This window comes from Paenibacillus helianthi, assembly GCF_001909055.1.
In the GTDB taxonomy this organism is placed as follows: Bacteria; Bacillota; Bacilli; order Paenibacillales; family Paenibacillaceae; genus Paenibacillus_AQ; species Paenibacillus_AQ helianthi.
This window is the reverse complement of sequence record NZ_LVWI01000031.1, coordinates 72,839-90,103: the sequence shown is the minus strand read 5'-3', so window position 1 is coordinate 90,103 and position 17,265 is coordinate 72,839. Positions and strand designations below refer to the sequence as shown.

Annotated in this window: 18 protein-coding genes; 7 read left to right on the top strand and 11 right to left on the bottom strand. The window is 47.9% G+C overall.

Features of this window, described 5'->3' with window-relative positions:
* Nucleotides 1-64 precede the first annotated feature (64 nt).
* On the bottom strand, nucleotides 65-1,072 hold the full coding sequence (locus A3844_RS08330; RefSeq protein ID WP_074107146.1) for an ABC transporter substrate-binding protein: 1,008 nt from the start codon (nucleotides 1,070-1,072) through the stop codon (nucleotides 65-67).
* Nucleotides 1,073-1,449: 377 nt separating this feature from the next.
* Here A3844_RS08330 and A3844_RS08325 point away from each other — a divergent pair, with 377 nt between their 5' ends.
* Nucleotides 1,450-3,180 carry an alpha-amylase family glycosyl hydrolase gene (locus tag A3844_RS08325; protein WP_074107145.1) on the top strand — a complete coding sequence of 577 codons (1,731 nt, stop codon included), beginning with the start codon at nucleotides 1,450-1,452 and terminating at the stop codon, nucleotides 3,178-3,180.
* Here A3844_RS08325 and A3844_RS08320 read toward each other — a convergent pair.
* Entirely contained in the window at nucleotides 3,170-3,721 is a 552-nt protein-coding gene (locus A3844_RS08320; RefSeq protein ID WP_143192042.1) for a hypothetical protein, read from the bottom strand. The genes A3844_RS08325 and A3844_RS08320 overlap by 11 nt on opposite strands.
* A 251-nt stretch (nucleotides 3,722-3,972) precedes the next feature.
* On the opposite strand from A3844_RS08320, the gene A3844_RS33400 reads away from it, so the two are divergent.
* The gene (locus tag A3844_RS33400; protein ID WP_074086218.1) at nucleotides 3,973-4,212 is read left to right on the top strand and encodes a hypothetical protein; all 240 of its coding nucleotides are present in this window, start codon (nucleotides 3,973-3,975) and stop codon (nucleotides 4,210-4,212) included.
* A 108-nt stretch (nucleotides 4,213-4,320) separates the two neighbouring features.
* Here A3844_RS33400 and A3844_RS32740 read toward each other — a convergent pair whose 3' ends face one another.
* A complete protein-coding gene (locus tag A3844_RS32740; protein ID WP_167374650.1) occupies nucleotides 4,321-4,461 on the bottom strand; it encodes a hypothetical protein in 141 nt (46 codons plus the stop codon).
* A 327-nt stretch (nucleotides 4,462-4,788) separates the two neighbouring features.
* Here A3844_RS32740 and A3844_RS08310 point away from each other — a divergent pair, with 327 nt between their 5' ends.
* Complete coding sequence (locus A3844_RS08310; RefSeq protein WP_074086217.1) at nucleotides 4,789-5,415, top strand: FMN-dependent NADH-azoreductase; 627 nt, start codon at nucleotides 4,789-4,791, stop codon at nucleotides 5,413-5,415.
* Nucleotides 5,416-5,620: 205 nt separating this feature from the next.
* Here the strand turns inward: A3844_RS08310 and rsgA are convergent, their stop codons facing one another.
* The 4 genes from rsgA to A3844_RS08290 all read right to left on the bottom strand — a co-directional run bounded on the left by rsgA (nucleotide 5,621) and on the right by A3844_RS08290 (nucleotide 9,204).
* Complete coding sequence (rsgA, locus tag A3844_RS08305) at nucleotides 5,621-6,712, bottom strand: ribosome small subunit-dependent GTPase A (protein ID WP_074086216.1); 1,092 nt, start codon at nucleotides 6,710-6,712, stop codon at nucleotides 5,621-5,623.
* A gap of 505 nt (nucleotides 6,713-7,217) precedes the next feature.
* Nucleotides 7,218-7,889, bottom strand: coding sequence for an HAD family hydrolase (locus A3844_RS08300; protein ID WP_074107144.1), 672 nt, complete (start codon nucleotides 7,887-7,889; stop codon nucleotides 7,218-7,220).
* A gap of 141 nt (nucleotides 7,890-8,030) precedes the next feature.
* Complete coding sequence (locus A3844_RS08295; RefSeq protein ID WP_074086214.1) at nucleotides 8,031-8,486, bottom strand: DUF3939 domain-containing protein; 456 nt, start codon at nucleotides 8,484-8,486, stop codon at nucleotides 8,031-8,033.
* Between the two features lie 121 nt (nucleotides 8,487-8,607).
* The gene (locus A3844_RS08290) at nucleotides 8,608-9,204 is read right to left on the bottom strand and encodes a DUF2087 domain-containing protein (protein WP_074107143.1); all 597 of its coding nucleotides are present in this window, start codon (nucleotides 9,202-9,204) and stop codon (nucleotides 8,608-8,610) included.
* A 198-nt stretch (nucleotides 9,205-9,402) separates the two neighbouring features.
* Here A3844_RS08290 and A3844_RS08285 point away from each other — a divergent pair, with 198 nt between their 5' ends.
* Together A3844_RS08285 and A3844_RS08280 are read left to right on the top strand one after the other, a co-directional pair.
* On the top strand, nucleotides 9,403-10,389 hold the full coding sequence (locus A3844_RS08285; protein WP_074086212.1) for a YpdA family putative bacillithiol disulfide reductase: 987 nt from the start codon (nucleotides 9,403-9,405) through the stop codon (nucleotides 10,387-10,389).
* 88 nt (nucleotides 10,390-10,477) lie between these two features.
* A complete protein-coding gene (locus A3844_RS08280) occupies nucleotides 10,478-10,921 on the top strand; it encodes a DUF441 domain-containing protein (protein WP_074086211.1) in 444 nt (147 codons plus the stop codon).
* A 70-nt stretch (nucleotides 10,922-10,991) separates the two neighbouring features.
* Here the strand turns inward: A3844_RS08280 and A3844_RS08275 are convergent, their stop codons facing one another.
* The 3 genes from A3844_RS08275 to A3844_RS08265 all read right to left on the bottom strand — a co-directional run bounded on the left by A3844_RS08275 (nucleotide 10,992) and on the right by A3844_RS08265 (nucleotide 13,874).
* Nucleotides 10,992-11,543 (bottom strand): hypothetical protein, encoded by a 552-nt coding sequence (locus A3844_RS08275; RefSeq protein WP_074086210.1) that lies wholly within the window; start codon nucleotides 11,541-11,543, stop codon nucleotides 10,992-10,994.
* Nucleotides 11,540-11,959 (bottom strand): MerR family transcriptional regulator, encoded by a 420-nt coding sequence (locus tag A3844_RS08270; protein WP_074102846.1) that lies wholly within the window; start codon nucleotides 11,957-11,959, stop codon nucleotides 11,540-11,542. The genes A3844_RS08275 and A3844_RS08270 overlap by 4 nt, the downstream gene beginning before the upstream one ends.
* 166 nt (nucleotides 11,960-12,125) lie before the next feature.
* The gene (locus A3844_RS08265; RefSeq protein WP_074102845.1) at nucleotides 12,126-13,874 is read right to left on the bottom strand and encodes an ABC transporter ATP-binding protein; all 1,749 of its coding nucleotides are present in this window, start codon (nucleotides 13,872-13,874) and stop codon (nucleotides 12,126-12,128) included.
* Between the two features lie 137 nt (nucleotides 13,875-14,011).
* Here A3844_RS08265 and A3844_RS08260 point away from each other — a divergent pair, with 137 nt between their 5' ends.
* Nucleotides 14,012-14,527 carry an ADP-heptose synthase gene (locus tag A3844_RS08260; RefSeq protein ID WP_074102844.1) on the top strand — a complete coding sequence of 172 codons (516 nt, stop codon included), beginning with the start codon at nucleotides 14,012-14,014 and terminating at the stop codon, nucleotides 14,525-14,527.
* Between the two features lie 102 nt (nucleotides 14,528-14,629).
* Here A3844_RS08260 and A3844_RS08255 read toward each other — a convergent pair whose 3' ends face one another.
* Entirely contained in the window at nucleotides 14,630-14,947 is a 318-nt protein-coding gene (locus A3844_RS08255) for a HesB/YadR/YfhF family protein (protein ID WP_074107142.1), read from the bottom strand.
* A 530-nt stretch (nucleotides 14,948-15,477) separates the two neighbouring features.
* On the opposite strand from A3844_RS08255, the gene A3844_RS08250 reads away from it, so the two are divergent.
* Nucleotides 15,478-17,226: an ABC transporter ATP-binding protein gene (locus tag A3844_RS08250; RefSeq protein WP_074107141.1), complete on the top strand. Its 1,749-nt coding sequence runs from the start codon at nucleotides 15,478-15,480 to the stop codon at nucleotides 17,224-17,226.
* The last annotated feature ends 39 nt before the right edge of the window (nucleotides 17,227-17,265 follow it).

The following is a 17,265-nucleotide window of genomic DNA, read 5'->3' as shown; positions in this document are numbered from 1 at the left end:
GTTTTGTTAGCATCAGCTACTCTGATCTCCTTCGTACAAAACTCACTTCGGATGCATTCTCGAATCACTTCACGCTGGCTTCAGCTTTTTCGGCAAAACTGTTGTTGACGATCTTGGCTGCCGGAACCCGCTCCTTCAATTCACCGGCGTTGTCCATAACGTCCAGCAGATTATTCCATTCTTTATCGTCGATGACCGGATTCACAGCGTAAGTATCCTGTTCCTTGTAGCGCTTGACCGAAGAAATCACAATATCCCGGTCTGTTTTTTCAAAGTAAGGCAGGATCGCATCGGCAATTTCCTCCGGGCTGTGCGCCTTCACCCAAAGCTGGGCACGCTGGATCGCGTTCGTGTATTTCTGTACCGTATCGCTGTTTTTGCTGATAAAGCTTTGTTTGGACATAAAAACCGTATAAGGCAGATAGCCGCTTTCCAGTCCAAAGGATGCTACCACCCCGCCACGCTTCTCACGCTCAAATATGGAGGCCGTTGGTTCAAAGAGCTGAACATAATCTCCCGTACCTGAGGCGAAAGCCCCGGCAATATTAGCAAAATCAATATTTTGAATCAGGGTGAGGTCCTTCCCGGAATCAATTCCCTTCTGCATCAGCGTAAATGCACCTGCCATTTGTGGCATTCCGCCTTTTCTTTGGCCCAGGAATGTACTCCCCTTCAATTTGTCCCATTTGAAATCCGCATCCGGCTTACGCGCGAACAGGAATGTGCCGTCCCTCTGTGTCAATTGGGCGAAATTAATGACAGGATCATTCGCTCCCTGCTGAAAGACATATATTGAAGTTTCAGATCCTACGAGCGCTATATCAATAGCCCCGGACAGCAGAGCAGTCATGGTTTTATCTCCGCCCGGAATCGTCTGCAGCTCTACCGCCAGCCCTTCATCTTTGAAAAAATTCTGCGACAATGCCACATATTCAGGTGCATAAAATACCGAACGGGTAACTTCACCGACCTTAACTTTCACTTCAGCAGAGTCTCCTCCACATCCGGCGAGCACAGAAAAACATAAAGTGATGATCATGAGCGACAATGGAATTTTTTTCCTGATATTCATCCGTCATTCCCCTTTCCTCCAGGGTCTTCGCCCTTGCTTAAGCATATGCACCTGCCTAAAGAATGGTTAACTGACATAGTGTGCAACGTTTGCACTACATTCAAGCGGTTTTTATAAGCATTTTGCTGTGTATACTCAAGTGTTCGTTTTCGATGATCCTTCAAAATCATTACATAAACTGTGATAACCGGGAAAATAAAGAGATAATCATAGATAGTTCAGCTTAATTGCTTCACATTCAAGTGATTACTAGTTATTCAATCGTTTTTATTGAGTGCAAACGTTTTACCTTGAACGATTTTTAAACTAATATATTAGTAAAGCGCTTACTTGAATACATATTAAAGTTGTTATCCGTTTGGAAGGGGAATCCTATCATGTTTCATTTATGTAAACGTGCCGATGCTCGGCGCTTTCTGTCTGTGGTTGCCATCTCGGGCCTCTCTGCCGCTTTGCTTGCCGGATGTTCAGGAGGCAGAGCCTCTGAAGCCGGTACCTCACCCTCTAATTTAGCTTCGAATGTGCCATCTGCTTCCCCCCGCTCCTTATCCGCTTCACCAGCTTCCCCATCCCATTCATCCGTTACCTCCGCTGCGGCGGTTGATGAACAGCCCTCTACGGTTTTTTATGAAATTTTTGTCCGTTCCTTCTATGACTCTGATGGTGACGGTATTGGCGATCTTAAGGGAATCACCGAGAAGCTTGACTATCTCAATGACGGTAATCCTGCGACAAAAGACGATCTCGGAATCGGGGGCATCTGGCTGATGCCGATAAATCCATCCCCCAGCTATCACGGTTATGATGTTACAGACTACCGAAGCATCAACCCAAATTACGGAACTATAGAGGATATGCAGAATCTGCTCACAGAAGCGCACAAGCGTGGAATAAAGGTCATTATGGATCTGGTAGTCAATCATACCTCCAGAATGCATCCATGGTTCGTGGACTCCGCCAAAAATAAGGACGGAAAATACCGGAATTGGTATGTTTGGGCGGAGGACCAGCATCGTCCTGTAAGCGGAACAAGTGCGGCGGACAGCGGCAATCCGTGGCATCCTCTCTTAGGCAGCCATTACATGGGTACCTTCTGGGACGGTATGCCGGATCTGAATTTCGATAATCCGCAAGTCCGGAGCGAGATGAAAGATATCGGAACGTTTTGGCTGAAGCAAGGGGTGGACGGTTTCCGTCTGGATGCTGCAAAACACATATATGAGGATCTGTTATCTGATAAAAGTGCAGCTACAACGGCAAAAAACGTTGCCTGGTGGCAGGAATTCCGTCAGTCCATGAGTAAAGTGAATCCTGAGGCCTATATCGTGGGTGAGGTGTGGGAGAATTCCGCAGTTTCCGTGGGAGCTTATCTGGATCATGCATTCAATTCAGGGTTTAATTTCGGGTTGGCTGAATCCTTGATAAATTCTGCCAAAACAGAGAAAGACAGCGGCGTAGCCTTTACACTTGAACGAACCTACAAACTATATTCCCAGCTCTCGGGTAATGCTTTCACAGACGCAACCTTTCTGACCAACCATGACCAGAACAGAGTAATGAGCCAGCTGCAGAACCAGCCTCAGCATGCAAAAATGGCTGCGTCAATGCTGCTGACCCTGCCCGGCAATCCTTTTATATACTATGGTGAAGAGATTGGAATGCTTGGTGTCAAACCGGACGAAGGTATCCGGGAACCCATGCGCTGGACAGCAGGCCAACCGGCCAATGGACAAACCACTTGGGAACCGGGAAGCAACAACGATGATAAATCCGGTGTTAATGTAGCAAGTCAGCTGAATAGCAGCGACTCATTGCTCGAACGATACCGGCAGCTCATTTCAATTCGGGGTGAGATTCCGGCGCTGCGGGACGGAGACATCCGTGATTATCCTTCTGGGAATGCAGGAGTTATGGCTTACGAGCGGATTACTTCAGGACAGCAAATCTTGGTTGCCCATAACCTGACGGGTGAATCGTTGTCCATCACGATCCGTCCGGGAACCGGCAAACACCCGTATCTGAAGATTATCAAAGTTATTCCTGGCACAGCCCGTTTGGATCAGGCGACACTCACAATTCCACCCTATACTACTGTCATTATGGAGTAGATATTTGTGATGGCCTAACTAACCACTTATGTAATGCAGAGCATACCTGTGGTCTGGTGAACGGTGCAGCAATCAGCCAGTCCTCCGAAACCCTGGAACTGATCCGAATCAGCCAGCTATCGGCAATATCCTCAAGATAGGAAGCCCGTTCAAAAGACCAGCCACCTTTTGTCCGTGTGCAGAACCTAAGCTCACTGGTGGCGGTGGGATTTTTCATTGCCTTAGCCAACAAGGGAGAATGGACAACATCACCTGTCTCTGCAGCCAATCGCTCAGACAAAAAATACAATGTACAGGTGGCCGCTTGTCTTTGCAGCTCCTCATACTTGCGTCTTGACATCAACAGCGCAGGGTTTTCCTGACCCATGTCAGCTGTCTGTTGAAAGCAGTTCATCAGATAATAGCAAGCTCGTTTAATTTCTTCCGGTGTCTTGAGCTCATAGCTGAAGGCATCGGGGTCTTTTAGATAGGATAAATGCACTTTGTCCTTGTAGGCCAGCAGGCATAAATCCTGTACGTAATCCCCTTCGCTAAATTCCAAACGGCATATCCTGTCCGCTAAGACTCCCTTTTGCAGCACCTCCTTAACTCTTTTATCACCCGATGTATCAGGGAACAGAAAATGCGCTAAATATAACGTATCATGGTTATTCACATCAATGTTTCCTTCCCGGAAAAGGCTTAAGCTATAAAACTTGTAATCTTTATGTTATCATAAGCTAATTTTAAGGTAAAATTAAGAAAGTAAGGGTATGATCAATAACATGAAATACTTGTAGCGAGGTGATTTCAATGAGAATGCTCATCAGTTTTCAGAACAAGATTGTACCTGTGTACTTCACTACAGAAAACAAACAGCCCACCCAAAAAGTACTTCGACTGCTTAACAGTACGCTGGAACTCAAAATTCAAAAGGGCAAAAGCGCCCTGCAGAAATGTTTGAATTCTCTGATTAGTATCGAAATTAAAGGCTCTGAAGCTATATTGCACAGTTACAGTGAAAATGATTCATTGGCATTATCCCTCTATTAATAGAGGGATTTTTTTTGTATACATCAAAGAAAAAGAGCACATTCCTTATCCAAGGAACATGCTCTGCTGAATATATTGGGCAGTATTTCTTATGAGAGAAACGTGAGACTAACTGATCCGATGGAGATTGGTTTTCTCTTGTTTTTCGGCTTTCTGAATCCGCAGCTTGAACAGCTTCACTAGGTTGCGCCGGGTATGCTCTTCGTGACAGCTGTCCAGTTTTTTTATAATAAAACGGTCAATGGACATGTCAATCGCTCCTTTGTTTGGATTCCTTTACAGCTATATCTGAGAGGAAATCACTTCCTGATCTCCTGTAACTCCTATTTAACCGGGACCCCGTTTCCTTAAACCCGGCCTCAAAATGCAAAAAAAACCTTGTAAAAAATAAAATTACTATATATTGAGTCGCAGAACCCAAAACCATTCAACATGCCCGGAGATGTGGTAGCTGTGCAAAGAAAAGCGCTTTGGTGTCGAATAAAAAAATTTTATCTTATGGATATTTACAAACAAATAATTAAATGCTATATTAACGTTAGTTAATAAATAAACGAAACTTAAGGAGAAATCATAATGTCAAACGTACTTTTCATTAAAGCAAATAACCGCCCAGCAGATCAAGCAGTAAGTGTTCAACTGTATAACGCTTTCCTGGCAAGCTACAAGGAAACTCATCCGCAGGACACAATTACAGAGCTTGATTTGTTCGCTGAACAACTTCCATACTACGATAACACATTGATTACAGGGATGTACAAGGCTGGTCAAGGCTATGAAGCTACTCCTGAAGAAGCTGCCGGCGCTGCTGTAGTAAAAAAATATATTGATCAATTCCTGGCTGCAGATAAAGTAGTGTTTGCCTTCCCATTGTGGAACTTGACTGTTCCAGCTGTGCTGCATACGTACATCGACTACCTGAGCCAAGCTGGCATTACTTTCAAATACACCGCTGAAGGTCCAGTGGGTCTCGTGACTGACAAAAAAGCAGTGATTCTGAATGCCAGAGGCGGCGTTTATTCCGAAGGTCCGGCTGCTACTGCAGAAATGGCTGTGAATTATGTAGCAGGTATGCTGAACTTCTGGGGCTTCAAGGAAACAACTCAGGTGATTATCGAAGGACACAACCAGAATCCGCAGCAATCTGCAGAAATTATCAATAACGGCCTGGAATTGGCTAAATCTGCAGCTGCATCGTTCTAAATGGTGAGACAGCGTTAAGAGTCCGGTAAGAATTTAAGCATCCGCACTTTTTACAGATATCTCCTCTTTCACATCATCCGGACTTTTATTTATATATAGTTTGGCGGGCTGCTTATTTAGCCGTTTCCGCCAGACAAAAGTCAAGGGACCCTTACAGCCGTTCAACGGCTGCAAGGGTCCCTTTCGTTCTATGCAGATACTTCGATCATAAATCGTCCAGCTCACGGCGCCAGCTTGAATTCCGGGTACGGCTACTTCCCGCCTTCGTTGCAGCAGCAGCAGTTTTCCGCTTGTGCTTCACCTCTTTGCTGCTCTGATACTGCAGTTCCCGCTGGGTTTTGCGGTAGTTCCAGAGCCGTTTCTCATCCAGTTCCCCGCTTGCCACAGCCTCAAGTACAGCACAGCCTTCTTCCTGTTCATGCCTGCAGTCACTGAAACGGCACTCGGCGGCAAGTACGCTGATATCGCTGAAGGCAAGATCAAGTCCGCCTTCATCCTCCCATAGCTGCAGCTCGCGCATCCCTGGAGTATCCACAATGATTCCGCCATCCGGCAGGACGAACATTTCCCGGTGGGTTGTTGTATGCCGTCCCCGGCTGTCTCCTTCTCTTACGTCCTGTGTAAGTTGAAGATTACGGCCGCTTAGCCAGTTGACCATCGTTGATTTGCCGCAGCCTGAGGAACCGGTAAGAGCTACGGTCTGCCCTGGGCTGATATATGGCAGCAGTTCTTCCCGCCCGTCCCCAAGCAAAGCACTGACTGCATGGATGGCTACACCTGGCGCCGTCCGCTCCATCTCCGCGATTTTACTCTCCGCATCCAGGCAGAGATCAGCTTTGGTTAACAAAATGACCGGATTCGCCCCGCTGTTCCAAGCCATAATCAGGTATCTCTCCATCCGCCGGACATTGAAATCATCATTCAAGGCGCTGACCAGGAACAATGTATCAACATTGGAGGCTACGATCTGCTCATCCAGCGTATTTCCCGCTACCTTCCGGGAGATTACACTATGACGGGGCAAGACCCCATGAATCACGGCATGTTCGCCGCCATCCTGCATCACCAGAACCACCCAATCGCCGATGGCCGGATATTCTCCGGAGTCCGTCAGTGTGTGTCTAAGCTTGCCGGCCAGTTCGCCCCAAGTTTCCCCGGTCTCTGCCATCACGCGGTACTTGCTGCCGAAGTCCCCGATAATTCTTCCCGGTACATATTCCTTCCCTTCATATCCATTAAGTTTATCATTCCACTTGCTCTGCCAGCTCTTGTTCCAGCCGTATTGTTCTATTGTCATTATTGCCTCCTGAATGTTTTTGTTTCGAATTTTTTAATGCAACCTGACTGATACTGTCTCTTTCACATACTTCCCGGAACACAAAAAAACCGCCGGAATCCTCATTCCGGCGGCAGCTCTCACATAGCAATTCTTTTGCCTTTGGCAAAGAAATTGCTTATAAAAGCATATACGAAAAGTACGGGCTCTCCCCTGTGAAGGGACAGTCCAGTAATTTCCGTGCGCGGCATTACAGCAAAAATCAAACGCTGCAATATACACACGCAAAAAAGCCGCCGGAACCGATACGGTTCCCGGCGGCTCTATAAGGCATCATAGAGCTTGCCTGCTAAGCTGCAATCCTTACACTGCAGCCGCTGTTCCCGGAAGACACGTATCCTGAGCAGTATTTACCGATAACGAAGTAACCGTATAAACTGTCATATAACATCGTCTCCTTCCGAACTAATATGGTGTAATGATAAACGGAGCTGCATTATATTGTCAACCCCGCAATCATATGCCGCTATATTATAGTCTTCAGTTCATCCAGCTCATGAATGGTTTTCCAAGGAAGGGCATCCAGCTGTTCATCCCACGGATGATTGCGTTTTAGCCATATGGTCTCCATTCCAGCCTTGGCTGCTCCCCAGATATCATTTACCGGATGGTCCCCGATAAACAAGGTTTCTTCTGCGGCTGCACCCAGCCTATCCAGTGCGTGCCGGTAGATCTCCGGATCAGGCTTGCTGATCCCAACCTCTCCGGAGATCACGATCGCCTTGAAGTACCCGCGAAGCTGAAGCAGATCGATTTTGCCATATTGGATATCCTTCTTGCCGTTCGTCACCAGACCCAGGATATATCCGCGCTCCCGGCAATATTCCAGAATATGGGCAGCATGCTTCATAAGCGCTCCGTGAGTAATATAAGTCTTGTCATAATATGCACGTATGTCTATAGCTGATAGTGGTTTTTGCCAGGGCAATACGTCACTTAGTTCGGCAAAAAAACCATCCTTATCCCGGTATCCGTCCGCATCTCTGAGGATGATGTCCTCCACAACCCGCTCTGCCTCTCCTGGCTCCAAATGGCCCAGAAAATCCTGCACGAACTTCCGGCTAAAGCTGCGAAATGTATGGTCGCGGTCCATTAGCGTGTTATCCAGATCAAACAGCAAAGCTTGTACTTTTCTCATTCCAAGTTCCCCTTGTTCCTCGAATTTCATTCCGTAGCAGTCAGAAATCCATTGTACTATGGGGGAACGCGCAAAGAAAAGACCATTCCGGTAAAAGAGGGCTTCCCCCTTCAACTGAACAGTCCGCGGATTCGTATCCCGTTATTCAAAATGCTCCGGCCGATGCGTAAGCATCATTTCCTCTTCGGTAATATATAAGGGAAAAGGCGGAGTTTCCTTCAGATACCGTTCACTGGCGAGCAGCCGGTAATGCACCTCGGGTAACCAGGCATCCTCAATCAGCGGGAGCTTGCCAGTATCACTGATATAGTTATCTACAGCCGATTGCACCAAATCCAGATAATAAGGCACGAGCTTGTCAGCTTCCTCAAAAATCTCAAAGGTTTCGCGGGACATATAAAACTTTTGCTGGGGTATACCGCCTAAATAACGGGTAAGCCGGCTTAGATCAATGCTTTTATCCTCTAATAGTAGAGCCGTACGGTTGATAGGAGCGGGCATATCTTCTTCAAATTGCCTTACAGCCTGCTTGATCTGCGGTAAGGTAACAGTGATAGGGACAGTGGACGTATTTTTCTTGGCGCGCTTGAATATCATACTGAAAGTCTCCTTTCGAAGTATATGTCAGATAACGCTTACAATTCCATTTTATTCGTTATTCAGACATTTAATCAGCTTGCCTGTCTTTTGTCACAGAAAATACCCAATCTTTAGATCATTATTTGACATTTTCCCAATGTGTCCATAACTCGGGCGGATTCAGTTCATAGTGTTCATTCTGCCGGTACATGAATTGATGCATAATGAACTCGCGGCGAATGGTTGCATAGTCTTCATGGAATGGTTTAATGAACTCGTTGATCTCTTTTTCCGTATAGACTACGCCCGGCTCCAGCTTTTCGACCATATACTGCAGAGCGATCAGCTTCTTTTTGTATTGAGCGGGGATCTGCCGCAAGCGCCCGTCTTTGGCGAAGAAATTACGCAGCACCGAATCCTTCAGGCTTGTATCTGGTGACTCTTTCTCCATATCTTCCACCCCCTTGGAAAAAATAAACTTTAGTGATGCCTCCGAACCGGCCTGAATAAACTCGGGATTCAGCATAAAATATACCGTGTTCTTGTCTCTACGCTCTGTGATTAGCGCGGCTTCCCGCAGTTTCGCGGCATGATGCGTCACGGTGGGTTGCGATAAATTCAGCTTTTCTGCCAAGGCCTGCCCGTGAACCTCCCCTTTGGACAGCAACAGAAGAATCCGTAAACGTGTTGGGTCAGACAAAGCTTTGTGGTAATTTACAATTTTATCAAGCTGCAATGAGGGCACTCTCCTATACAATACAATTATCCAAAATTAACAGAATGAATATAGTTTAGATATATATCTAATTATATCGCATTCCATGGACTGGAGCAAGTGCTATCACCCGGATTTACGGGAAGAATGGCGAAAATTTTAAATTTAGGGTACGCTTTATAGAAAAAGCAAGTGATTATTTGGGAGGCTTGAAGCTTAATGAAAGATGTCATCATAATCGGAGCAGGTCCATGCGGATTATCCGCTGCTATTGAATGCCAGCACCAAGGATTGTCCAGCCTGATCATCGAAAAGAATTTCATTGTCCACTCCATCTATCTCTATCCGACCAACATGCAATTTTTCAGCACAACTGCGCTGCTGGAAATCGGAAATGTTCCTTTCACCTCTCCCAATGACAAACCTTTCCGCCATGAAGCACTGGTCTACTACCGGCGTGCTGCGGAACAGCATGGTCTGGAAATTGCCGCTTACGAGGAAGCCTTGTCCGTTCAGCCATTGGAAGATGGGACCTTTGCCGTACATACCCGCAACAAACGGGGAGAAGCTCATACCCGCACGGCTGCCAACATAGTGATCTCTACAGGATATTTTGACCAGCCGAACCTGATTGGAATTCCGGGAGAGGAGCTTCCCAAGGTCACCCATTATTTCGGCGAAGCCCATCCCTATACGGGGATGAAGGTAACCGTAATCGGCGGCAGCAATTCTGCTGTAGATGCTGCACTGGAGCTCGTACGCGTTGGAGCCGAGGTGGATATGGTATACCGGGGAGCTAGCATTTCTGAGAATATTAAGCCCTGGGTTCGTCCGATCTTTGAGAGCATGGTTCTGAAGGAGAAGATTATTCTGCACGTCGAGTCACGGGTGACTGAAATTACACCAGGATCGGTAATCATCACTAGCCACAGCGGCGATGTAACTGAACTGGATAATGACTTTGTGCTAGCCTTAACAGGATTTAGACCCAGCAGGACGTTACTCTCCTCCGCTGGAGTAAGCATGGACGATAGCCAAGATAAACCGGCCTTTAATCCCTCTACCATGGAGAGTAATGTACCCGGGCTTTACATCGCAGGGGTTATTGCCTCCGGACGCAATGCCAATGAGGTATTCATCGAAACCGGGCGCGGGCACGGTCAGTTGATCGCGGATCATATCGTCTCCAAACGTCTGGCCAAGTAAGTTCCACCTCATAAAAATACGCATAGCTCGATCTAAATGGTTGTTAAAGCATTGGGCATATTAGAAAAAAAGGAGTGTGCCGCCTGCTATGGATATAACCTCTTTACTACTTCTCGGTTTTGCAGCACTGGGCATTATCAGTAAAAATTCACCTATTACTATCGCAATGGTTGTTCTGCTGCTGCTGAGGGTGCTTGGACTTCAACAGACTTTTCCCTGGCTGGAAAAGTACGGTCTGACGGTTGGGATTATCGTCTTGACGATCGGTGTGATGACTCCACTGGCCAGCGGGAAAATCTCGCTCGACACCATTTGGCACTCCTTTCTGCATTGGAAGTCGCTTGCGGCAATCGCTGTCGGCATCCTGGTGGCCTATCTTGGAGGCCGGGGCGCTCTGCTGATGGGCAGTCAGCCTACAATTGTTGCCGGTCTTTTGATCGGGACCGTCCTCGGAGTAGCTTTATTCAAAGGAGTTCCCGTAGGACCGCTGATCGCTGCCGGGATTTTGTCACTGCTGATCGGAAGAGGCTAATCATTTACAACGCAAACACCAAAAAGCTGCAGGTTCGCTCAATGCGCCCGCAGCCTTTTTTAGATTAATGCTATCCTTCAACCCTGTACTTCTTCTCCAATTCCGACTGGTAATGAGGATCGTAACGGATTTGCCTTCCGGGTGTGCAATCGAGCAGCTCTTTGTTCCCATAATGATCAGGATGCTTAGGGTTATGCGGATAATGCTCTTTTACTTTTTGGACGATCTCATCATCCATAAGGGGCAGACCTGCCTCTTCTTCATTTGAGATCATGAGAGGAACAGGGAGTGAATATTCCCGTTCCTCGCCACTTTCCTCCAGACAGGACACCGTTAATATTAGCTCTGTCCATCCGCAGCCAATCGGCTGTAATGTATAAATCTCCAGCAATAACTCGCTTGGTGATTGCAGGGACTCAAGGATAATTTGACGGTCTGCACCCACAGGGTATTCTCCGGCAGCTCCAGTCCAGTAGATCCCCTTGGGAAGCTGCAGCCGGACTTCTGCATGTTTCACACCGGTTAACGGTGCCAGCCGGATCCACAGATGATTCATTCCTTCTTCATGCTCAAGAAAGGACTTGGCGAAGCGTATCTCCAGCGGAAGTGAATTTTCAATCATTGTTTGTTCTCTCCTTTCAGCAGCCGGGTCACAGCCTCAATCATCTCTGATTTCAGTTGCGGTGTGATCTGCGGACTTACCGTGAGCATTACATCTTCGTTAATCACCAGCGTCTCGTGCTGCAGAATGTGCTCCGGCTGGTAGAACCTTAGCCGGGCACCGATGCTGGCAACTTCCTCGGCAGTGAGCGCAGACAGCTTCATTTGAATATCCGCCAGGGACTCCCCGCTCTTGGATAAGGTCAGAATCGCCCGCAAAGATTCCAAGTGTCTTTCGGTATATACTCTTTTATTCCCCACTAGTTCCAGGGGCGGCAGCATCCCTATCTGAGTATAATACCGGACCGTTCTTAAATTTATATCCGCATCCTCCTGCTGGAGAATATCAGCCAATTGCTTACCTGTGTACACATTCATCAGGTTCATCTCCCGTTATAAATCGCCTTATCGCAACAAGTTACACTCGAGTGTGTTGGTTACAGTATACTGTAACTTAAATCGATATGCAACGGTTTTGCTGGAAGGTTCAAGTTCACAAAAAAACGGCCCCTTTAGGGACCGCTTGATCTTGACTCACACCATCTTAAGCATCCAACCTCTGTACATTGAACAGCCGGGCATAACTTCCGTCCAGCGCCATAAGTTCCTCATGAGTTCCCCGTTCGGTAATTTCCCCATTCTCCAAAACGACGATCTGATCCGCATGGGTGATCGTAGATAGTCTATGAGCCACAATTAATGTGGTACGCTCCGAAGCCAGTGATTGCAGCGCCTGCTGGATCAGATGCTCGGATTCCAAATCAAGTGCTGAAGTGGCCTCGTCAAGAATCAACACTTTGGGATCTTTCAGGAAAACACGTGCGATAGAGACGCGCTGCTTCTGTCCACCGGATAGCTTCACTCCGCGTTCTCCCACCTCTGTGTCATACCCATCCGGCAGCTGCATAATGAAATCATGAGCATTCGCAGCCCGTGCAGCCGCGACAATCTCCTGCTCTCCCGCTACGGGATTGCCAAAAAGGATGTTATCCCGCACCGAGCCGCTGAAGAGAAAGTTATCCTGGAGCACCATCCCGACGGTCCGCCGCAGGCTCTCCTGTGTCAGACTCCTGACATCCTGACCGTCCATGCACAGACTGCCTTCCGTAATATCATAGAATCGCGGGATTAGACTGATCAATGAGGATTTCCCTCCTCCGCTCATCCCGACAAAAGCCACTGTCTGTCCCGGATCGATGCGAAGTTCAATATTTTTCAGCACCCAGTCATTCTCATCGTTGTATTTGAACCACACCTTCCGGAACTCTATGGCTCCTGATGGCGCCACCAGTGGCTTGGCACCCGGTTCATCGATGATATCATAAGGCTCATCCAGAAGCTCCATTACCCGCTCCAGTGATGCGGACGCTTGGGTCAGCACGGTTGAGGAATTGATCAGACGACGCAGAGGCGCGTACATCCGGTCCAGATAGCCGAAGAACGCCACAAAGGTCCCGAGCGACAAATTCCCGTGAATAACCTGATACCCCCCGTATCCGATCACCAGCAGCGGTGCGATATCCGTAAGGGTGTTGATGATGGCGAAGGTTACAGCATTCCAGCGCGTCTGGGCCATGGCCTTTTCCAGAAACTTGCCGTTGATGTCTTCGAACTGCTTCTTGTCCACCTTCTCCATAGTGAAGCTGCGGATAATCGCAATCCCTTGAATCCGTTCATGCAAATACCCTTGTATCGCGGCAAGCGCCTGGGAACGGTCCTTGGTCAACAGCTTGAGACGCTTGTAAAGCGTGTTCACTGCAATGCCATACAGCGGCAGTATAGCAATCGATACGAGGGCCAGCACCGGATTCAAATAGAACATAAAGGCCAGGGCGAACACCAGTGTGAACATATCCAGCCAGACATTCATCATGCCGACCTCAACAAGATTTTTACTTTGCTCAACGTCATTGATAAATCTGGAGATCGCTTCGCCGACTTTAGTATTCTGATAATAACGAAGCGAGAGCCGCTGCAGATGTCCGTACAGTCTGTTGCGCATGTCGAACAACACTCTGCTGGTAATCAGCTGGGCAAAATACTGGCGGTAATACTCCACTGGACCCCGGATAATTACGAACAGCACAAGTGAGCCCCCAAGTATAGTCATCAGCTTCGATACCCTCGCCGCAACAGAGAGTGCCGGATTGTTCAGCAGGTCATCGACCACATATTTGAGGATGAGCGGCAGGGTAAGCGGAATACTGAATTTGATCATGCCGATGAACAGGGTAAGGACAATCCATTTCATGTAGGGCCGTACAAAAGTATAATAAGATTTCCATTGCTTCACAAAAAGTAGCGTCCTTTCTCTTTACCGTGTTGATTGGGTACTGTTGACATTTTCGTTCCACAGTGTTTTTATATTTTTAAGTCCATAGGTACGCGTTCAACTCTAAATAGCAGTACCCGAACTTCAGGAGGATAACGATGTCCAGACAATTTGTGACCGAAGCCGTCATGATGGCGATTTACGGCCAGCTTCTCATTCCGCGGAGCCCCGTAGAATATATAGTGCCTTACACTACCGTAATGGAATTATACGAACTGCGGGACAGCGACGAACCTCTGATGAGCCATGCAGAGGATGACCAGCATGTGAAGCTCAAAATCCGCGAACTTATTGCTTATTTCGAGGAGCCGCTGAATTCCAAAAAAATCAACCGCTGCCTGAACATTCCCTGGGCCAAAAGCTCCGGCATCCTGCTGGGCAGCCACGCACAGATCACTATTATCAACAGTGTCGATAACGCCACGTATGGAGAAGCGTTCGATCCGATTGAAACGGAGCTGCTGCTGACCTCTCAGAGGGAGAAAGTACCGATTCTAACCGATCAATTCGAGCTGATTCAGCGCATTATTGAAGGTGGTGTCCCTGTTCAGGTGTTTGATATTGATGATTTTGATTTTGCCATGGAGGAAGAAACCTTCCGCAGTTCGCACTAGGCTCTTCCCGCTCATGCAGCGTGCGCATTCACGCTCTAGCCACCACACAAAAAGCCCTGCCTTTTGGCAAGGGCTTTTTGTCCATATCAGCATCCCGCTGCATCATTCGTTCTGAACCCCGGCTACCGCCTCAGGTTTATACACATACTCAATATCATCCTCGGCTTCCGAATACACAATGGCCAGGCTATAACCCTCCATATACCAAAGATCCTGCTCTTCCATATAAAAAATAATTCCCGCCTGATCCGTCTGCACAGCAGGACGGCCTGGAGGCTCATCCGCAATTCCCAGCGAGAAGCCTGGATGTAGTCCTCCTCCCGAGCTGTAGCGGGGAAATAAACGGATGTGAGCCCCGTCCTGCAGTAAAAGTTCCCGCTTGAACCAGGCGGCGGCGTCTTTGCTGACTTCCATCTTCATCTGTGTAAGCACCTCCTGTATATACTAATCATACTGAAATTATGACTATATTCCAAATCATTTAAGCGGATATCATTCTACAGCTTATTCGAAATTTATTCAAAATTACATTTGACAATTCTTCAGGCCGGGTGATAAACTCTGAACATAACGAATCGTCTTCAAGTTATTACCAAAATTAATGAAAGGGTGAGCGCGGTGTTTAACCTTGTACCTGTATATTTCCTCACTATTGTCGGCACGCATACACAACTGAATACCGAAGCAGCCCCAGCAGTGGAAACCTCCTGAGATTCATGCGCGTTATGCGTAGCGTGTGAAATCAAATTAGGCAAGTCTCTTCCATGTCTCTGTGCTGCATTACAGCACCGTGGACATGATAGCTGATGTAAATTACAGGCATATCATCCGTTACCGGATGGTATGCCTTTTTGTATGCTGGTAAGAGTTGCCACTTTCATTAATCACCACCGTCTTGAGCGTTTCTTAAAAGCCGACAATCATTTCAACACGAAAGGAAGGGATTTCCCTTGTTCTCCGTTCTCCGCAATCTCGGCTGGTTTTTCCGCCGTGAAAAAAAACGCTATGCTATTGGACTCATTTTACTGATTGTAGCCGGTGTTCTGGAGCTTCTGCCCCCCCGCCTGCTGGGTAACGCCATTGATGACATTGTCAGCGGTTCGATCACCGCAAGTTCACTCATGAAGTACATTGGCATGATTGTTCTCATGCTGCTGATTATCTATTGGATCACCTACATATGGATGCACAAGCTTTTTGGAGGGTCCAACCTGGTAGAGCGCCTACTGCGCTCCCGCTTCATGAATCACCTGATGACCATGACTCCTTCGTTCTTTGAACGCAACCGTACGGGTGACCTGATGGCCCGTGCCACCAACGATATCCGGGCTGTCTCGGCAACCGTTGGCTTCGGGATGCTTACACTCGTCGATTCCACCATCTTCCTTACTGTCGTGCTCCTCGCCATGGGTTTCCTGGTTAGCTGGAAGCTGACCCTTGCGGCCGTACTGCCGCTGCCGCTTATTGCGATCGCCATGATCTTCTACGGAAAAGCCATTCATGACCGCTACAGTCTGGCGCAGGATGCTTTTGGAGATATGAACGATCAGGTGCTGGAGTCAGTATCCGGTATTCGCGTCATCCGCGCTTATGTACAGGAACGGCATGACGAGAAGCGTTTTAGCGACATTACGGAAGATGTCTACCACAAAAATATGGCCGTAGCGCGGGTTGATTCCTTCTTTGAGCCAACCATCCGGCTGTGCGTCGGACTCAGTTACATTATCGCTCTTACTTATGGAATTTATCTTGTTTTCCGCAACCAAATTACCTTGGGAGACCTGGTCTCCTTCAATATGTATCTTGGGATGATCGTCTGGCCGATGTTCGCCATAGGTGAGCTGATCAACATTATGCAGCGCGGCGGGGCTTCACTGGAACGGATCGACGAAACGTTGAATTCAAAACCAGATGTGCAGGATATTGCCCAACCGGTTTCTGTTGCTGAGCCAGCCACTATTGAAATGAAGGACGTAACCTTCCGTTATCCCTCTTCAACGATCGATAATCTGAGCGGGGTCTGCTTCTCCCTCACCCAAGGCCAGACCCTCGGCGTAGTCGGCCGTACCGGGAGTGGGAAATCCACCTTGCTCAAGCAACTGCTGCATGAATATCCGACAGGCCAAGGAGAAATTCTGATTTCGGATGTGCCAATAGGGCAAATCGCCTTGGATCAGCTCCACAGCTGGATGGGGTATGTACCGCAGGAACAGATTCTATTCTCCAAATCCGTACGTGAGAATATCCAGTTCGGTCACCACGGAGCCAGCGATGACCGCATTATGGATGCGATCACAGCAGCAGCATTCCAGAACGATCTTGGTACCTTATCCGACGGTCTGGATACCTTGGTCGGTGAACGCGGTGTCTCCCTCTCCGGGGGCCAGAAGCAGCGCGTATCGATCTCCAGAGCTTTTATTGCCAATCCTGACATTCTGATTCTGGATGACGCACTGTCCGCCGTTGACGCACGGACTGAAGCCAAAATTATTGAGAACATCCGTGAGGAACGGGCTGGTAAAACTACATTAATCTCGACGCACCGCCTGTCCGCTATTGAGCATGCTGACTTGATTGTCGTGCTGGATAATGGACAGATTACCGAGCGCGGGACCCATCAAGAACTGCTGGACATGAACGGCTGGTACCGTGAGCAATTTGACCGGCAGCAGGTAGAGAACAACCTGACCAATGAATAATGGGTTCTATCCATCCAAGGTGCAATAGTAACAAAACTT